The following is a 15,961-nucleotide window of genomic DNA, read 5'->3' on the forward strand; positions in this document are numbered from 1 at the left end:
CCCCTGCGCCCCCTGGGGCGGGGAGAGGGGCACCGCGACGCTGATCCAGGGCACGCCCGTCAGGACGGCTCAGCCATTTCCGGAAGCGGCGTCCCCTCTCCCGCCCCGCTCCGCGGGGCACCCTCCCCCGCAGAGGGGGGAGGGGTATCTTGCGGCCCCCTACCCCTCCCCCCGCACCAACCGCTCCTTCAGCTTCCGGTGCAGGTTCTTCCCCGTCGCTGTCCGGGGCATCGCGGCATCCTCCATGAACGAGATCGTGCGCGGGCGCTTGAAGCCGGCGAGCCGGTCCTTGCACCAGCCGAGGATTTCGGCCTCGGTGGCGCTGGCGCCGTCGCGCAGGACGATCACCGCGTGGACGCGCTCGCCCCAGGTCTCGTCGGGGAGACCCAGAACCGCCACGTCGTGCACCGCCGGATGGCCGCCGAGCAGGGCCTCGACCTCGGACGGATAGATGTTCTCGCCGCCCGAAATGATCATGTTGCTCTTGCGATCGACGAGGTGGATGAACCCGTCCGCGTCGCGCCGGGCCATGTCGCCGACGGTGCAGTACTCGCCACGGAAGGCCTCTTTCGTCTTCTCCGGCAGCTTCCAGTAACCGTCGAACAGGTACGGGTTGTTGCAATACAGCTCGCCGGCCTGCCCGTCCGGCACCTCGTTGCCGGCCTCGTCGAGCAGCTTGATCGGGGCCGAGCCGACACATTCGCGGCCGACCGACCCGAGCTTGGTGAACTGCTCTTGCGGGTGCAGCATCGTCGCCCAGCCGACCTCGGTGGCGCCGTACAATTCGTAGAGCCCGGAATTCGGGAAGAACTCCATCACCGCCCGCTTGGTGTCGGGCCGGGCCGGGGCCGAGGAGATCATCAGGCGGGTGATGCGGGTGAGGTCGTAGCGCTCCCGCACCTGCGGGCTCAGACCCAGCATCATCGCGTAATGCGTCGGCACCAGGGAGGTGAAGCTGGCGCCGCCCTCGGCCAGCGCCCGCACGCAATGCTCGGGATCGAAGCTCTTGCGCGAGTAGACGCTCGTGACGCCGCCGCAATAGCTGAACGCGCCGAAGAAGTAGAGCGAGTTGGCGTGACAGAGCGGCATGACCAGCAGCGCCGAATCGCGCCGGTGGACGCCGAGCTCGATGTCGGTGATCATCGACAGCATGGCGGCGCCGCGATGCGAGCGGATCGCACCCTTCGGCTTGCCGGTGGTGCCGGAGGTGTACATCAGCATCCACGGATCGGCTGGATCGACCGCCGTGCCGGGCTCGTCCTCGCTGGCCTTGCCGATCAGGTCCTCGTAGGAGGAGAAGCCCGCCGGGCACGGCGTCGCGCCGAACCACACCACCCGCGACTCCGGCATCGGCAGGTCGGCGCGGATCTCCTCGATCGTGCCGGCCAGTTCGTCCTGCAGGATCAAGCCTGCGACCTCGGCATCCTCCAGGATGTAGCGCACCTCGGGGCCGACGAGCCGGAAGTTGATCGGCACCGCGACGAGGCCGGCCTTCGCCATGGCCGGATACAGCTCCAGCCACTCGACGCAATTGTAGGCCAGCACCGCCACCCGGTCGCCCTTCTTCAGGCCGAGGCCGAGGAGAGCATTGCCGAGGCGGCAGGCGCGGGCGTTCCACTGCCGGAACGTCATCTCGCGCTCGAGGTCGCGCGCGCCGATCCGGTCGGGCTGCAGGCGCGCCTGGACGGCGAGCATCTGCCCGGGCGTGAGCACATCCCTCATCGTGGTGGTCCTCGTCTGGTCTTTCTGCTCAGGATGTCTTCGGCACTCTTTGGGAGAGTGCCACCCTCCGGGTCATCCCGGGGCCGCGAAGCGGAACCCGGGATCCATAACCGCCGACATTTCAGGAAGAGATGGAACGCCGTCGCCTGGTCCGGCATCGTCAGCGGTTATGGATCCCGGGTTCTCGCCTCCGGCGAGCCCCGGGATGACGGTGTGAGTTTGAGGCGTGCGCAAACTCGAAAAGATTCTCAGCCGATATCCCCGGCATATTTCTGCACCAGCGCCCAGGCCTCCGGCCCGAATTTCTCGCGCCACTGGCCGTAGAACTTCGTCGCCTTGAGTGCGGACTGGAAGGCGGCCGGGTCGGTGGCGTTGAACACGAGCCCCCTGCCCTCCAGCTCCTTCTGGGTGTCGCGGTTGGCCTGCGCGATGTCGTCGCGCTCCCTCAAGGCCGCGGCGTTGAGGTGCTTCTCCATGATCGCCTTGACGTCCGCCGGCACGCCGCGCCAGACCCGGCCGCTCGCCATCATCCAGAAGCCGTCCCAGGCATGGTTGGTGAGCGAGCAGTATTTCTGCACCTCGTAGAACTTGGCGAAGTTGATCAGCGCGAGCGGGTTCTCCTGCCCGTCGGCGATCCGGGTCTGGAGCGCCGAATAGGCCTCGCTCAGCGGGATGCTGACCGGGGCGGCGCCGAGCGCCGAGAACATCGAGACCCAGAGCGGCACCACCGGTACGCGGATCTTGAAGTTCTTCAGGTCGTCGGGCGTGCGGATCGGCTTGGTGCTGGTGGTGATCTGCCGGAAGCCGTTGTCCCAGGTCGTCTCGAACGGGACGAGGTTCGCCTTCTCGATCGACTTGCGGATGTAGCCGCCGACCTCGCCGTCCATCGCGGCCCAGACCTTGTCGTAGCTCGTGAAGGCGAAGCCGATGCCGGTGAGCGAGGTCGCCGGCACCAGCGTTGAGACCACGGTACCCGGGAAGGTCGCGAGTTCGAGGGCGCCGGAGCGGATCTGGGACAGCATGTCCGAGTCGCTCCCCAACTGGTTCGACGGGAACAGGCTGATCTCAACCGCGCCGTTGGTCTCCTTGCCGATCGCCGCGATCGCCTCCTTGAGGCGCACGTTGACCGGATGCGGCACCGGCAGGTCGGTGCCGAGCTTGAAGGCGAGCTTCTGGCCCTGCGCCAGAGCCGGGCGCGGGAAGCCGGCCGCGAGGCTAGCGGCGGCACTGAGGCCGGCGGCCAGCAGATGGCGGCGGTGAAGACCCGTCGGACGGGAATGGAGCGTCCTCACATCGGACATGGCGTTTCTCCCTCGGGAATTCCGAACCCGTCGGCCTTTCCGGCCGCGGCATTTATTGAATTCAGAATTCGAATTTCGAATTCGGTATTGCATGGGCGCCTGGTTTGCGCAACACGTCGAAGGAGAGTTTTTGCGTGAGAGGGGATCCGGCCATGGCCGGCGAGACCGACACCAGCGGCCCGACGCGCCACCGGCTCGTCGAGCAGGTCTATGGGGCGATCTTCAGCGAGATCACGGAAGGCCGGCTGGCGCCGAACACCCGGCTGATCCAGGACGAGCTCGCCGATGCCTACGGCGTCTCGCGCCAGCCGGTGCAGCAGGCGCTGCTGCTCCTGCGCAACCACGGCATCGTGCGCGACGCGCCGCGCCGCGGGCTGGTGGTGGCGCCGCTCGAAGCGTCGTTCGTGCGCAACCTCTACGAGGTGCGCGGCGTGCTCGAAGGGCTGACGAGCCGGCTCGCCGCCGAGCGCAACCCGGCCCGCGCCCGCGCCGAGGGCCCTCCCCTCGTCACGGCGGGGCGAGCGGCGGCGGAGACCGGCTCGGTCGCGGAGCTGATCGCCGCCGACATCGCCTTCCACCGCTTCCTCGGTGAGATCGCCGAGAACCCGATCATCGTCGAGACCGCGGCGCCGCACTTCAACCACCTGCGGCGAATCATGGGCGAGGTGTTGCGCGAGGACGAGACGATGCCGCGCCGCATCTGGGACGAGCACGCGGCGATCCTCGACGCGATCGCGGCCGGCGACGGCGACTCCGCGGATCGGCTCTCGCGCCAGCACATCGCCCGGGCGGCGACGGTGTTCGTCGACCGGCTGCGGGCGCAGGAGGATGCGGTGGCCGAGGAGGCGCGGGGCCGGCGGGTGCGGCGGTAGCCGCGGAGCGCTTCGCCGTCCCGGACACCGAACGTCGTGAAACCCTCGATGTCATCCCGGGGCTCGGCGCAGCCGAGAACCCGGGATCCATAACCGCCGAGGGTGCAGGCTCAGGCTGAACCCTGTCCGCCTCTTCCTGACGCGTCGGCGGTTATGGATCCCGGGTTCCGCTGCGCGGCCCCGGGATGACAGGGAGGGTGGAAGGACTGTCGAGCAAGAGCGAAGGTCGCTCTCCTTCACTCAACTCCGCGCGAACACCCGCGCCGCGCCCACCGCGAGCGCCACCCGGTCCCCCGGCTCGTAGACCTCCGTCACCTTCACCTCGACCGGCGCCTCGGCGCCATCGAGCAGGATCTCCGCCACGGTACCCCGCCCGGTGCGGCGCCACTCGCGCACGGTGCCGGGCAGCGTGCCGGCTCCCTGCCCGACCGTGAGGTCCCACGGCCGCAGGCAGAGATCGACCGGCCCCTGCGGCCAGCCCGGCTCCGCCGCGATCACGGCGCGACCCGCGACCCGGACCTCGCCACCCGAGACCTCGGCGGGCAGGCGCGCCGTCTCGCCGACGAAGGACATCACGAAGCGCGAGGCCGGGTGGTCCTGGACCTCGTGCGGCGCGCCGACCTGCTCGATGCGGCCCCGGTTGAGGATCGCGATCCGGTCGGCGAGCTCCAGCGCCTCGTCCTGGTCGTGGGTGACGAAGATCGTGGTCTGGCCGGTCTCGCGGTGGATCTCGCGCAGCCAGCGGCGCAGGTCCTTGCGCACCTGGGCATCGAGCGCGCCGAACGGCTCGTCGAGGAGCAGCACCGAGGGCTCGACGGCCAGCGCACGGGCGAGCGCGACGCGCTGGCGCTGGCCGCCCGAGAGCTGGCCGGGATAGCGCTTGGCAAGGTCGGGCAGCTGCACCAGCTCCAGCAGGCGCTCGACCCGGCGGCGGATCTCGTCCTCCTTCGGGCGGTGAGCCCGGGGCCGTGAGCGCAGGCCGTAGGCGATGTTCTCGAACACCGTCAGGTGGCGGAACAGGGCGTAGTGCTGGAACACGAAGCCGACGCCGCGGCTTTGCACGGCGATGTCGGTGGTGTCCTGCGAGCCGAAGAACACCCGTCCGCCATCGGGGATCTCGAGGCCGGCGATGACGCGCAAGAGCGTCGTCTTGCCCGAGCCCGACGGGCCGAGCAGCGCCAAAAGCTCGCCCGGCTCGATCGCCAGGCTGACGCCTTCGAGCGCCGCCGGACCGCCGCCGCCGTAGCGCTTGACGATCCCGTCGACGCGCACCGACGTGCCGGCGTGGCGCAGGCGCTCGGGCGAGGCGGCCTCGGCCGGGCGGACCTGGGCCTGCGCATCGCGGCGCAGGGACAGGGTGCTGGGAGCGAATCCTGCCGTCATCTCAGTGGGCTCCGCGTCCGGCCAGCGCATCCGCGTGGCGCCATTCGAGGAAAGTCTTGCCCGCCAGGGTGACGAGCGCCAGGAGCGCCAACAGCGAGGCGATTCCGAACGCCGCCACGTAGTTGTACTCGTTGTACAGGATCTCGACGTGCAGCGGCATGGTGTTGGTGAGCCCCCGGATGCGACCCGACACGACCGACACGGCACCGAACTCGCCCATCGCCCGGGCGTTGCAGAGCAGCACGCCGTAGAGCAGGGCCCAGCGCACGTTGGGCAGCGTCACGGTCCGGAACACCCGCCAGGGGCTCGCCCCGAGGGTCAACGCCGCTTCCTCGTCGGTGGTGCCCTGATCCTGCATCAAGGGGATCAGCTCGCGGGCCACGAACGGGAAGGTGACGAACACGGTCGCGAGCACGATGCCCGGCACCGCGAAGATGATCTCGATGCCGTGGCGGTTCAGGAACGGCCCGAACAGCCCCTGCGCCCCGAAGATGAGCACGTAGATCAGCCCCGCCACCACCGGCGAGACCGAGAACGGCAGGTCGATGAGGGTGATGAGGAGGTTACGGCCGCGGAAGTCGAACTTTGCGATGGCCCAGGAGGCGCACAGGCCGAACACCACGTTGAGCGGCACCGCGATCACCGCGACGAGCAAGGTCAGGCGGATCGCCGCCAGCGCGTCCGGCTCGGCGAAGGTGGCGAGGTAGGCCCCTAAGCCCTTGCTCAGCGCCTCGACGAACACCACCGCCAGCGGCAGGAGCAGGAACAGGCCGAGGAAGGCGATCGCCGCGAGAGTCAGGGCGATGCGGACCGGGCGCGGCTCGGTCAGCGCCGCGTGCGGGCCGCGGGAGCTGGGTCGGATCGACGGAACGGTGGTCTCAGACATGCCCGAACCTGCGGCGGCTCAGATCCTGCACCAGGTTGATGGCGAGGAGCGCGGTGAACGACATCAGCAGCATCACGGCCGCAATGGCGGTGGCGCCCGCATAGTTGAACTCTTCGAGCTTGATCACGATCAGCAGCGGCGCGATCTCCGAAACATACGGGAGGTTGCCGGCAACGAAGATCACCGAGCCGTACTCGCCGACGGCGCGGGCGAAGGCGAGCGCGAAACCCGTGAGCATCGCGGGGATCAGCGGCGGCAGAATCACCGTCACGACGGCCCGGAAGCGCGAGGCGCCGAGGATCGCGGCGGCCTCCTCGCTCGACTTGTCGATCTCGGCCACCAGCGGCTGCACCGTGCGGACGCAGAACGGCAGGCCGACGAAGACCAGCGCCACCAGGATGCCGAGCGGCGTGTAGGCAACCTTGATCCCGAGGCTCATCAGCGGCGCGCCGAGCCAGCCGTTCGGCGCGTAGAGGCTGGCCAATGCGATGCCGGCGACCGCCGTCGGCAGCGCGAAGGGCAGATCCACCAGCGCGTCGATGATCCGCCGGCCGGGGAAGCGGTAACGGGTCAGCACCCAGGCGATCAGGAGCCCGAACACCGCGTCGATCGCGGCGGCCGCGAGCGACAGGCCGAACGAGGTCTTGAGCGCCGCGAGGTTGCGGGAATCGGTGACGAGCGCCCACAGGCCCGCCGGGCCGACGCTGGCGGCGCGCAGCAGCAGCACCGCCAGCGGCAGCAGCACCAGCAGGGTCAGGTAGGTGAGCGTGATCCCGAAGGTCAGGCGGAAGCCCGGCAGCGCGCTCGGGCGGCGGAAGCGGGGTGCGGCCCGCCCCGCGGGCAGGGCCGCGGCGCCGCTCATTGGCGGGCTTTCAGGATGGCGTCGAACACGCCGCCATCGTCGAAATGCGTCTTCTGGGCCTTGGCCCAGCCGCCGAAGGTGTCGTCGATGGTGACGAGCTTCAGCTTCGGGAAGCGCGCCAGGTCCTCCTTGGCCGCCGCGGACTCATCGCGCGGGCGGTAGAAGTTCTTGGCGATGAGGCGTTGCGCCTCCGGGGTGTAGAGGAACTGCAGGTAGGCCTCCGCCTGCTTGCGGGTGCCCTTCTGGTCGACATTGGCGTCGACGAGCGCCACCGGCGGCTCGGCCAGGATCGAGAGCGAGGGCACGACGATGTCGAACTTGCCCTTGCCGAATTCCTCGTCGGCGAGGAAGGCCTCGTTCTCCCAGGCGATCAGCACGTCGCCGAGGCCGCGCTGCACGAAGGTGGTGGTGGCGCCGCGCGCGCCGGTATCGAGCACCGGCACGTTCTTGAACAGGGCGGTGACGAAATCCTTCGCCTTGGCCTCGTCGTTGCCGTTCTTGGCGAGCGCATAGGCATAAGCCCCGAGGTAGTTCCAGCGCGCCCCGCCCGAGGTCTTGGGGTTCGGGGTGATGACCTGGATTCCCGGCTTCACCAGGTCGTCCCAGTCCTTGATCGCCTTCGGGTTGCCCTTGCGGACCAGGAACACGATGGTCGAGGTGTAGGGCGTCGAGTTGTGCGGCAGCCGCTTCTGCCAGTCGGCCGGCAGCTTCTTCGAGCGGGCGGCGATGGCGTCGATGTCGCTGGCGAGCGCCAGCGTCACCACGTCGGCCGGCAGCCCGTCGATCACCGAGCGGGCCTGGGCGCCGGAGCCGCCATGCGAGGCGCGCACCGTCACCGTCTCGCCGGTCTTCGCCTTCCACTCCTTGGCGAAGGCCGCGTCGATCGCCCGGTACAGCTCCCGGGTCGGGTCGTAGGAGACGTTCAGGAGCTGTTGCGCCTTCGCCGGGGCAGGCGCCCCGGCGAGAGCGAGGAGCGAGACCCCGGCGAGGAGCGCCAGGGACGAGCCCCGGAACAGCCGCTTCAGCGAGCCGAGGAGGCCGCCGCCGGCGGGGGCCGGCTCGGGCTTCGCCTCGGTCGTCTCGACCTTGGTCCCGCCCTGGGGGGTGGCCTGGGGTGCCTGAACCAGGCCGAGCGCCGCCGTGTCGGTGGTCGCCCGGTCGATCAGGATCAGGCTGCCGGTGTCGCGGTTCTGGCGATAGGCGTCGACCGCGACCTTGCGGTCGAGGCTCAGGGTGACGTCGCCGATATCGTTGGCGCTCAAACGCTCGGCCGGCACGCCCTGCCCGGTCTCGGTGTCGATGCGCGCGCGCACGGCCTCGACCACGGCGTTGGCCGTCACCGTGCCGACCTTGGCGAGGTAGGTCGCGCCCGGCGTCAGCTCGGTCTCGTTGGCCCAGAACAGCCGGACCTCCAGGCGGTCGCTGACGATCGGCGGTTGCGCCGCCGCTGTGATCACGCTGCCGCGCGAGGCGTCGACCTCGTCGGCGAGAACCAGGGTCACCGACTGGCCGGCGATGGCCCGCGGGAGATCGCCGTCATAGGTGTAGATCCGCGCGACCGTGGACGGGGTGCCGGCGGGCGCCACCACCACGGCATCGCCGACCGCGACCGCGCCGGAGGCGATCAGGCCGGAGAATCCGCGAAAATCGGAATTCGGCCGGTTGACCCACTGCACCGCCATGCGGAACGGCGCGGCCTCCTCCTCGACATGGGCCGGCACCTCCTCGAGGTACTGAAGCAGCGGCGCGCCGGTGTACCAGGGCGCGGCGGTGCCGGGCAGCACGACGTTGTCGCCGTTCGCCGCCGAGAGCGGGATGCCGGTGACGTCGGCGAAGTTCAGACCCCTCGCGAAGGCCTGGAACTCGGCCACGATCGCCTCGAACCGGTCTTGCGACCAGCCGATCAGGTCCATCTTGTTGACCGCCAGCACGACGCGGCGGATGCCGAGCATCGAGACCAGCAGCGCGTGGCGCCGGGTCTGCGGGCTGAGGCCCTTCCTCGCATCGACCAGCAGCACCGCGACCTCGGCGGTCGAAGCGCCGGTCGCCATGTTGCGGGTGTACTGGACGTGGCCGGGGGTGTCGGCGACGATGAACGAGCGCCGCTCGGTCGAGAAGAACCGGTAGGCGACGTCGATCGTGATGCCCTGCTCGCGCTCGGCCTGGAGACCGTCGACGAGGAGCGCCAGGTCGAGCTCGCCGCCCCGCGTGCCGTGGCGGCGCGAATCGCGCTCCAGCGCGCTGACCTGGTCGTCGAAGATCTGCTTGGTGTCGTGCAGCAGCCGCCCGATCAGGGTCGACTTGCCGTCGTCGACGGAGCCGCAGGTGATGAACCGCAGCACTTCCTTCCGCTGGTGGGCGGCGAGGAAGGCCTCGTAGCCGAAGGCGCGGGTGGATTGGTGCACGGTCATCAGAAGTAACCTTCCTGCTTCTTGCGCTCCATGGCGCCGGCGCCGTCCTTGTCGATCACCCGTCCCTGCCGCTCGGAGGTGCGGGCGGCCAGCGTCTCGCCGATGATCTCCGGCAGCGTCGCGGCGTCGCTCTCCACCGCCCCGGTCAGCGGGTAGCAGCCGAGCGTCCGGAACCGGACCAGGCGCATCTCCGGCGTCTCGCCGGGGTTCAGCGGCAGGCGCTCGTCGTCGACCATGATCAGCTGCCCGTCGCGTTGCACCACCGGGCGCTCGGCCGCGAAGTAGAGCGGCACGATCGGGATGTTCTCCTGCTCGATGTAGAGCCAGATATCGAGTTCGGTCCAGTTCGACAGCGGGAAGATGCGTAAGGACTCGCCGCGCTGCTTCTTCATGTTGTAGAGGTGCCAGGGCTCGGCGCGCTGACGCTTCGGGTCCCAGCGGTGCTGGGCGGTGCGCAGCGAGACGATGCGCTCCTTGGCGCGCGAGGCCTCCTCGTCGCGCCGCGCGCCGCCGAAGGCCGCGTCGAACTTGTGCTTGTCGAGGGCCTGGCGCAGCGCCTGCGTCTTCATCACGTCGGTATGGACCTCGGAGCCGTGGCTCACCGGCCCGATGCCGCGGGCGAGCCCGTCCGGGTTGGTGTGGACGAGGAGGTCGAGGCCGAGCTCCTTGGCGCGCCGATCGCGAAAGGCGATCATCTCGCGGAACTTCCAGGTCGTGTCGACGTGGAGCAGCGGGAACGGCAGCCGGCCCGGCGCGAAGGCCTTGAGCGCCAGGTGCAGCAGCACCGAGGAATCCTTGCCGATCGAGTACAGCATCACCGGGTTCTCGGTCTCGGCGACCGTCTCCCGCATGATGTGGATGCTCTCGGCCTCCAGGCGCTGAAGGTGAGTCAGGCGGTCGAGGCCGTCCGTGCGAGTCTTGAGGGCGGCGCTCATGCAGCCAGCTCCGAATTGGTTTTGTTCGGGATCGAATCGGTGGAGTGTATCGTATCGGACTGTGCCGACTCGAAGGCGGCGGGCTCCTGCCCTTGCCGGATCTCACCTCCGGGCGCGCCTGCGACGTGCAAGCCACATTCCTGCTTGCCCGCCTGTTCCCACCACCAGCGGCCGGCCCGCTCGGGCTCGCCGAGCTTGACGGCGCGGGTGCAGGGCGCGCAGCCGATCGACGGGAAGCCGCGGTCGTGCAGCACGTTGTAGGGCACGTAGTTCTGGTGGATCAGCTCGGCCAGCGCCTCGCGGGTCCAGTCGGCCAGGGGGTTGAGCTTGATCAGGCCGCGGGCGTGGTCGGCCTCGGCGAGCGGCGTCTCGGCCCGGTTGGCCGATTGTCCGGCGCGCAGGCCCGTGAGCCAGCCGGCGGCCCCTTCGAGCGCGCGGCCCAGGGGCTCGACCTTCCGGAAGCCGCAGCAGGCCTGGCGCGCCGCCACCGAGTGGCGGAAGCCGTTGATGCCGGATTCCGCAACGAAGCGTTCCTCCGCCTCGCGCTCCGGCGCGTAGGCGCGGATGCGGAAATTGTATGCCGCTTCGGTCTCGGCCCAGACGTCGTAGGTCTCGGGGAAGAGCCGGCCGGTATCGAGGGTCACGATCTCGGCGCGCGACTTCGCCATGCGGAGCGCATGCGTGAGCGCCTGATCCTCGAGACCGAAGCTCGTGGTGAAGACCAGGCGGCCGTCCACCGTCGCGTCGATCAGCGCGAGGCGCGCCGGCAGGGCGAGGGGATGCAGGCGCGCGGCCAGCTCCTGCGCCGCGCGGTCGAGGGGAGAGGTCATGGAGAGCCCGGGATTGGCTGCTTGTGTGAGGCGGTAACTGTTCGCTATACCGAACACTGTCAAGGCATGGCTGGGATGCGGTCCCGGAGTTTTTCCTCCCCGTCGCACCCGTATCCCGCGATAGTCGGGATCCGGCCAACCCTCGGGTAGAAAATCCATTCCCTTCCCGAGGGTCAGTCTTGAAAGAATCTTCTCCAAAAGTGGAGCCGCGCAGTGGATGCCATCGATCTGAAGATCCTCGCCCTGCTCCAGAACGACGCCACCCTGTCGATCGCCCAGATCGGGGAGCGCGTCGGCCTGTCGCAGACCCCCTGCTGGAAACGCATCCAGCGCCTCGAGGCGGACGGGGTGATCGACCGCCGCGTGGCGGTGCTCGACCCGGTGAAACTGGGCCTAGGGTTAACGGTCTTCGTCTCGATCGAGACCAGCGACCATTCCCGCGAATGGCTGGAGCGCTTCGCCGCCACCGTCTCGGGGATGCCCGAGGTGCTGGAATTCTACCGCATGGCCGGCGACGTGGATTACATGCTCCGCGTCGTGGTGGCCGACATGCAGGCCTACGACGCCTTCTACAAGCGCCTGATCGCGGTGCTGCCGCTGAAGAACGTGACGTCGCGCTTCGCCATGGAGAAGGTGAAGAGCACCACCGCCTTGCCGCTCCCGACGGCCCCCTTCGTCCAGCCCGTCGCGGCCGGAGGGAAATAATATTCTCTTTCTGGTCCCGCCGACGATAGCGATGTTCTCCCTCGAGCCCGTTCTTCAAAAAGAACATTTTGGTTGACTCCGGCGCGGCGCGGGCACATCTGTGCGGGCATGTCTCGCTCCGCGCTTCTTCCCCGCACGGCTCCCTTCGGCGACGCCGAGCGGGCCCATCTCGACGCCGCCCTCGGCTCCACGACCGCCCTGCAGCGGGCGTGGCTGGCGGGCTTCCTCGCCGGCCTCGACGCTGCCGGAGGCAGCATCGCCGCCGAGGCTCCCGCCCCGGCCGCCCCGCCGCGGGCCGCCGAGCCGCTGACGATCGTGTTCGCCAGCGAGTCAGGCAATTCCGAAAAACTCGCCGGCGACGTGTCGAAGCTCGCGCGCAAGAGCGGCTTCAAGCCGAAGGTCGTCGACTTCGCCGATCTCGACGTCGCCGCGCTCGGGAAGGAGAAGCGCCTCGTCGTCATCGCCGCCACCTGGGGCGAGGGCGAGCCGCCGGCCCGGGCCGTGCGGGCCTATGGCGAGATCATGGGCGAGGCCGCGCCGCGCCTCGACGGGGTCGAGTTCGGTGTGCTGGCGCTCGGTGACACCTCCTACGCCGAGTTCTGCGCCATCGGAAAGCGCCTCGACGAGCGCTTCGAGGCGCTGGGCGCCAAGCGCGTGCTGCCGCGGGTCGATTGCGACCTCGACTTCGACAAGCCGGCCGCCGCCTGGATCAAGGACGCCCTCAAGGCGCTGGCTCCGGCCGAGCCGGCCGGCAACGTCGTGGCGGTGGATTTCGCCCGCGGCACCGCCGACGAGGATGCCGAGGTCAGCCGCGAGCCGGTCACCGTCGAAGTGATCGAGCACGTCAACCTCAACTCGTCGCGCTCCGACAAGGAGACGATCCACCTCGCGCTGGCCTTCGAGGACGCGGCCCCGGCCTACGAGCCCGGCGACTCGCTGGAGCTCTACCCCGAGAACGATCCGGCCCTGGTCGACCAGATCCTCAAGGCCGCCGGCCTCGAGGGCGATTCGGTCCTGCGTCAGGCGCTGCTCGCCGAGCGCGACATCACCACCTTGTCCGCCGCGACGGTCGAGCGCTTCGTCAAGGCCACCGGCCACGAGGAGGCGCGCCGCCTGATCGAGTCGAACGAGGTCCGGGCCTGGATCGAGGGCCGGCACCTCATCGACCTGATCGAGACCTATCCGGCGAAGCTGACCGCGCAAGCTCTCTCGGACATCACCCGGCCGCTGCCGCCGCGGGCCTACTCGATCGCCTCCTCGCGGACCGAGGTCGGCGACGAGGCCCACCTGACCATCGCGGCCGTACGCTATACAACCCATGACCGTGCGCGCACCGGCGTCGCCTCGGTCCACGTGGCGGACCGGATCCGCACCGGCGCCAAGCTGAAGGTGCGGGTGAAGCCGAACAAGCATTTCCGCCTGCCGAAGGATCCGGCGACGGACATCATCATGGTCGGCCCCGGCACCGGCGTGGCGCCGTTCCGCGCCTTCGTGCAGGAGCGCCGCGCCACCGGGGCGCCCGGCCGCAACTGGCTGTTCTTCGGCGACCGCCACTTTACCCACGACTTCCTCTACCAGCTCGAATGGCAGGAGGCTCTGGAGGACGGCTCGCTCAAGCGCATCGACGTCGCCTTCTCCCGCGACCAGCCCGAGAAGATCTACGTCCAGGACCGGATCTGGGAGCAGCGCCAGGAACTGGTGTCCTGGCTCGACGGCGGCGCCCATTTCTACGTCTGCGGCGACGCCAAGGCGATGGCCAAGGATGTGCGGGCGGCTTTGGTGCGGGCCTTCGCCGACGTGAAGGGCCTCGACGCGGCGGCTGCGGAAGCCGCCGTGGCCGGCCTAGAGCGCGGTCACCGCTACCAGCAGGACGTCTATTAAGACACGCGCCGGCTGGTGCGCATCTTCCCTCTTCCCGCGGGCGGAGAGAGGCGAAGGGAGCTAGATCCGGCAACGGATCGGCGCTTCTGCCGGTGATCAGTTTTGAGGCGTCACACCCTCACCCCTACCCCTCTCCCGCACGGGAGAGGGGATCCCGCGTCTCATTCGGCGCTGTCGCGCGCCGGAGATGCCGGTAGATTACGCGCCGTACCCGGCGACCGAACGGACACCACGCCCATGGCCGACCACAAGACCGCCGAGACCCAGACTGCCGAGCGCGTCTACGAGACGCCGCCGACCGAGCGCCCGATCACCGAGGCGGAGGCCGCGCGGGCCGCCAAGCTCTCGGCGAACGAGCACATCAAGATCGCCAGCGGCTACCTGCGCGGCACGCTTGCCGAGGGCCTGCTCAAGAACGCCACTGGCGCGATCTCGGACGATGACGGGCAGCTCGTGAAGTTCCACGGGATGTACCTGCAGGACGACCGCGACCTGCGGCCTGAGCGGACCAGGAAGAAGCTCGACAAGGCCTACTCCTTCATGATCCGCCTGCGCATCGCCGGCGGCGTCGTGACGCCGAAGCAGTGGCTGATCCTCGACGAGATCGCCCGCACCTACGCCAACGGCACCCTGCGGGCGACGACGCGCCAGACCTTCCAGTATCACGGCGTCATCAAGTCGAACCTCAAGCGCACGATGGCGGCGATCGATTCGGCGCTGCTCGACACGATCGCGGCCTGCGGCGATGTCAACCGCAACGTGATGGCGGCGACGAACCCGGCCCAGAAGGGCGCGCACGAGGCGGCCTACAAGCTGGCGAAGGACATCTCCGACAGCCTGCTGCCGAAGACCAGTGCCTGGCGCGAGATCTGGCTCGACGGCGAGCGCGTGGTCGGCGGCGAGGACGCGGCCGAGGTCGAACCGGTCTACGGCAAGACCTACCTGCCGCGGAAGTTCAAGACCATCGTGGCGGTGCCGCCCTCCAACGAGGTCGACGTCTACGCCCACGACCTCGGCTTCATCGCCATCCTCGACAAGAAGGGCAAGGTGACGGGCTGGAACGTCACGGTCGGTGGCGGCATGGGCATGACCCACGGCGAGACCGACACCTTCCCGCGCACCGCCGACGTGATGCTGTTCTGCGAGCCGGACTACGCCCTCAAGGTCGCCGAGGCGGTGATGACCGTCCAGCGCGACTGGGGCAACCGCAATGTCCGCAAGAACGCGCGCCTGAAGTACACGATCGAGCGCTACGGCCTGAAGGCGTTCCGCGCCGAGGTCGAGAAGCGCGTCGGCCGCGCCTTCCCGGATCCGAAGCCCTTCACCTTCACGGGCAACGGCGACCGCTACGGCTGGGTCGCGGGTGACGACGGCAAGCACCACCTGACGCTCTACGTGCCGTCGGGCCGGATCAAGGACGTCGAGGGCGGGCCGCAATTCCTCGCGGGGCTCCGCCGCATCGCCGAGGTGCACCAGGGCGATTTCCGCCTCACCGGCAACCAGAACGTCATCATCGCCAACGTCCCGGCGGACCGAAAGGCGGAGATCGACGCGCTGGTGCAGGAATACGGCCTGACCACCGGCGCGGGGGCTTTGCGCCGCAACAGCCTCGCCTGCGTGGCTTTGCCGACCTGCGGCCTGGCTCTCGCCGAGAGCGAGCGCTACCTGCCGAGCCTGATCGACGAGCTCGAGGAGAGCCTGGCCTCCTACGGCCTGTCTGATGACGACATCACGATCCGGATGACCGGCTGCCCGAATGGTTGCGCCCGGCCGTTCATCGCCGAGATCGGCCTCGTCGGCCGCGGGCCCGAGCGCTACAACCTCTATCTCGGCGCCGCCTTCGACGGCTCGCGGCTGAGCAAGCTCTACGCCGAGGACGTCACGGCCTCCGACATCCGCCCGAAGCTCGACCCGCTCTTCGCGGCCTACGCCAAGGACCGGCAGAATGGCGAGCGCTTCGGCGACTTCGTGATCCGGGCCGGCTACGTGGCGAAGACCGGCAACGGGCCGGACTTCCACGTGCAGACGGGTGCGCGGAAGGCGGTGGCCTGAGCGGGTCGTCTGTTGGCACGGCATCTAGAGCACTTCACGATCGCGTTGCAATCGCGAAGCGTAACCGGGGCAAAATCGCGGGCGGTCAGGCTGGTGAGGTCTGCCTGACCAAGTCTGCGAG

At 69.3% G+C, this 15,961-nt stretch carries 12 protein-coding genes and 1 pseudogene; 4 read left to right on the plus strand and 9 right to left on the minus strand.

The annotated features are described in order from the left end of the window. Positions 1-159: 159 nt before the first annotated feature. On the minus strand, positions 160-1,722 hold the full coding sequence (locus tag ABZT49_RS06640; RefSeq protein ID WP_355284644.1) for an AMP-binding protein: 1,563 nt from the start codon (positions 1,720-1,722) through the stop codon (positions 160-162). 248 nt (positions 1,723-1,970) lie between these two features. Further along, a complete protein-coding gene (locus ABZT49_RS06645; protein WP_355284647.1) occupies positions 1,971-3,023 on the minus strand; it encodes a TRAP transporter substrate-binding protein in 1,053 nt (350 codons plus the stop codon). A gap of 134 nt (positions 3,024-3,157) precedes the next feature. Here ABZT49_RS06645 and ABZT49_RS06650 point away from each other — a divergent pair, with 134 nt between their 5' ends. Then, on the plus strand, positions 3,158-3,895 hold the full coding sequence (locus ABZT49_RS06650; protein WP_355284650.1) for a GntR family transcriptional regulator: 738 nt from the start codon (positions 3,158-3,160) through the stop codon (positions 3,893-3,895). A 240-nt stretch (positions 3,896-4,135) separates the two neighbouring features. Here ABZT49_RS06650 and ABZT49_RS06655 read toward each other — a convergent pair whose 3' ends face one another. The 7 genes and pseudogenes from ABZT49_RS06655 to ABZT49_RS06685 form a co-directional block, all read right to left on the minus strand. Further along, on the minus strand, positions 4,136-5,278 hold the full coding sequence (locus tag ABZT49_RS06655; protein WP_355284653.1) for a sulfate/molybdate ABC transporter ATP-binding protein: 1,143 nt from the start codon (positions 5,276-5,278) through the stop codon (positions 4,136-4,138). 1 nt (position 5,279) lies between these two features. Then, positions 5,280-6,164 (minus strand): sulfate ABC transporter permease subunit CysW, encoded by an 885-nt coding sequence (cysW, locus tag ABZT49_RS06660; protein WP_355284655.1) that lies wholly within the window; start codon positions 6,162-6,164, stop codon positions 5,280-5,282. Then, complete coding sequence (gene cysT, locus ABZT49_RS06665; RefSeq protein WP_355284658.1) at positions 6,157-7,026, minus strand: sulfate ABC transporter permease subunit CysT; 870 nt, start codon at positions 7,024-7,026, stop codon at positions 6,157-6,159. Before cysT ends, cysW begins: the two co-directional genes overlap by 8 nt. Then, positions 7,023-8,153 carry a sulfate ABC transporter substrate-binding protein gene (locus tag ABZT49_RS06670; protein WP_355284673.1) on the minus strand — a complete coding sequence of 377 codons (1,131 nt, stop codon included), beginning with the start codon at positions 8,151-8,153 and terminating at the stop codon, positions 7,023-7,025. Before ABZT49_RS06670 ends, cysT begins: the two co-directional genes overlap by 4 nt. Then, positions 8,138-9,437, minus strand: a pseudogene (gene cysN, locus ABZT49_RS06675) (sulfate adenylyltransferase subunit CysN); the annotation flags it as partial. The gene ABZT49_RS06670 and the pseudogene cysN, both read right to left, overlap by 16 nt. Further along, entirely contained in the window at positions 9,437-10,372 is a 936-nt protein-coding gene (cysD, locus tag ABZT49_RS06680; protein WP_355284661.1) for a sulfate adenylyltransferase subunit CysD, read from the minus strand. The pseudogene cysN and the gene cysD, both read right to left, overlap by 1 nt. After that, the gene (locus ABZT49_RS06685) at positions 10,369-11,202 is read right to left on the minus strand and encodes a phosphoadenylyl-sulfate reductase (protein WP_355284664.1); all 834 of its coding nucleotides are present in this window, start codon (positions 11,200-11,202) and stop codon (positions 10,369-10,371) included. The genes cysD and ABZT49_RS06685 overlap by 4 nt, the downstream gene beginning before the upstream one ends. Positions 11,203-11,415: 213 nt before the next feature. On the opposite strand from ABZT49_RS06685, the gene ABZT49_RS06690 reads away from it, so the two are divergent. The 3 genes from ABZT49_RS06690 (at position 11,416) to ABZT49_RS06700 (ending at position 15,840) form a co-directional block, all read left to right on the plus strand. Further along, on the plus strand, positions 11,416-11,907 hold the full coding sequence (locus ABZT49_RS06690) for an Lrp/AsnC family transcriptional regulator (RefSeq protein WP_236992009.1): 492 nt from the start codon (positions 11,416-11,418) through the stop codon (positions 11,905-11,907). Positions 11,908-12,015: 108 nt separating this feature from the next. Next, entirely contained in the window at positions 12,016-13,788 is a 1,773-nt protein-coding gene (locus ABZT49_RS06695; protein WP_355284667.1) for a flavodoxin domain-containing protein, read from the plus strand. Positions 13,789-14,025: 237 nt separating this feature from the next. Next, on the plus strand, positions 14,026-15,840 hold the full coding sequence (locus ABZT49_RS06700; RefSeq protein WP_355284670.1) for an NADPH-dependent assimilatory sulfite reductase hemoprotein subunit: 1,815 nt from the start codon (positions 14,026-14,028) through the stop codon (positions 15,838-15,840). Positions 15,841-15,961 lie beyond the last annotated feature (121 nt).

Origin of the sequence: Methylobacterium sp. EM32 (assembly GCF_040593685.1) — a bacterium.
Taxonomy (GTDB): domain Bacteria; phylum Pseudomonadota; class Alphaproteobacteria; order Rhizobiales; family Beijerinckiaceae; genus Methylobacterium.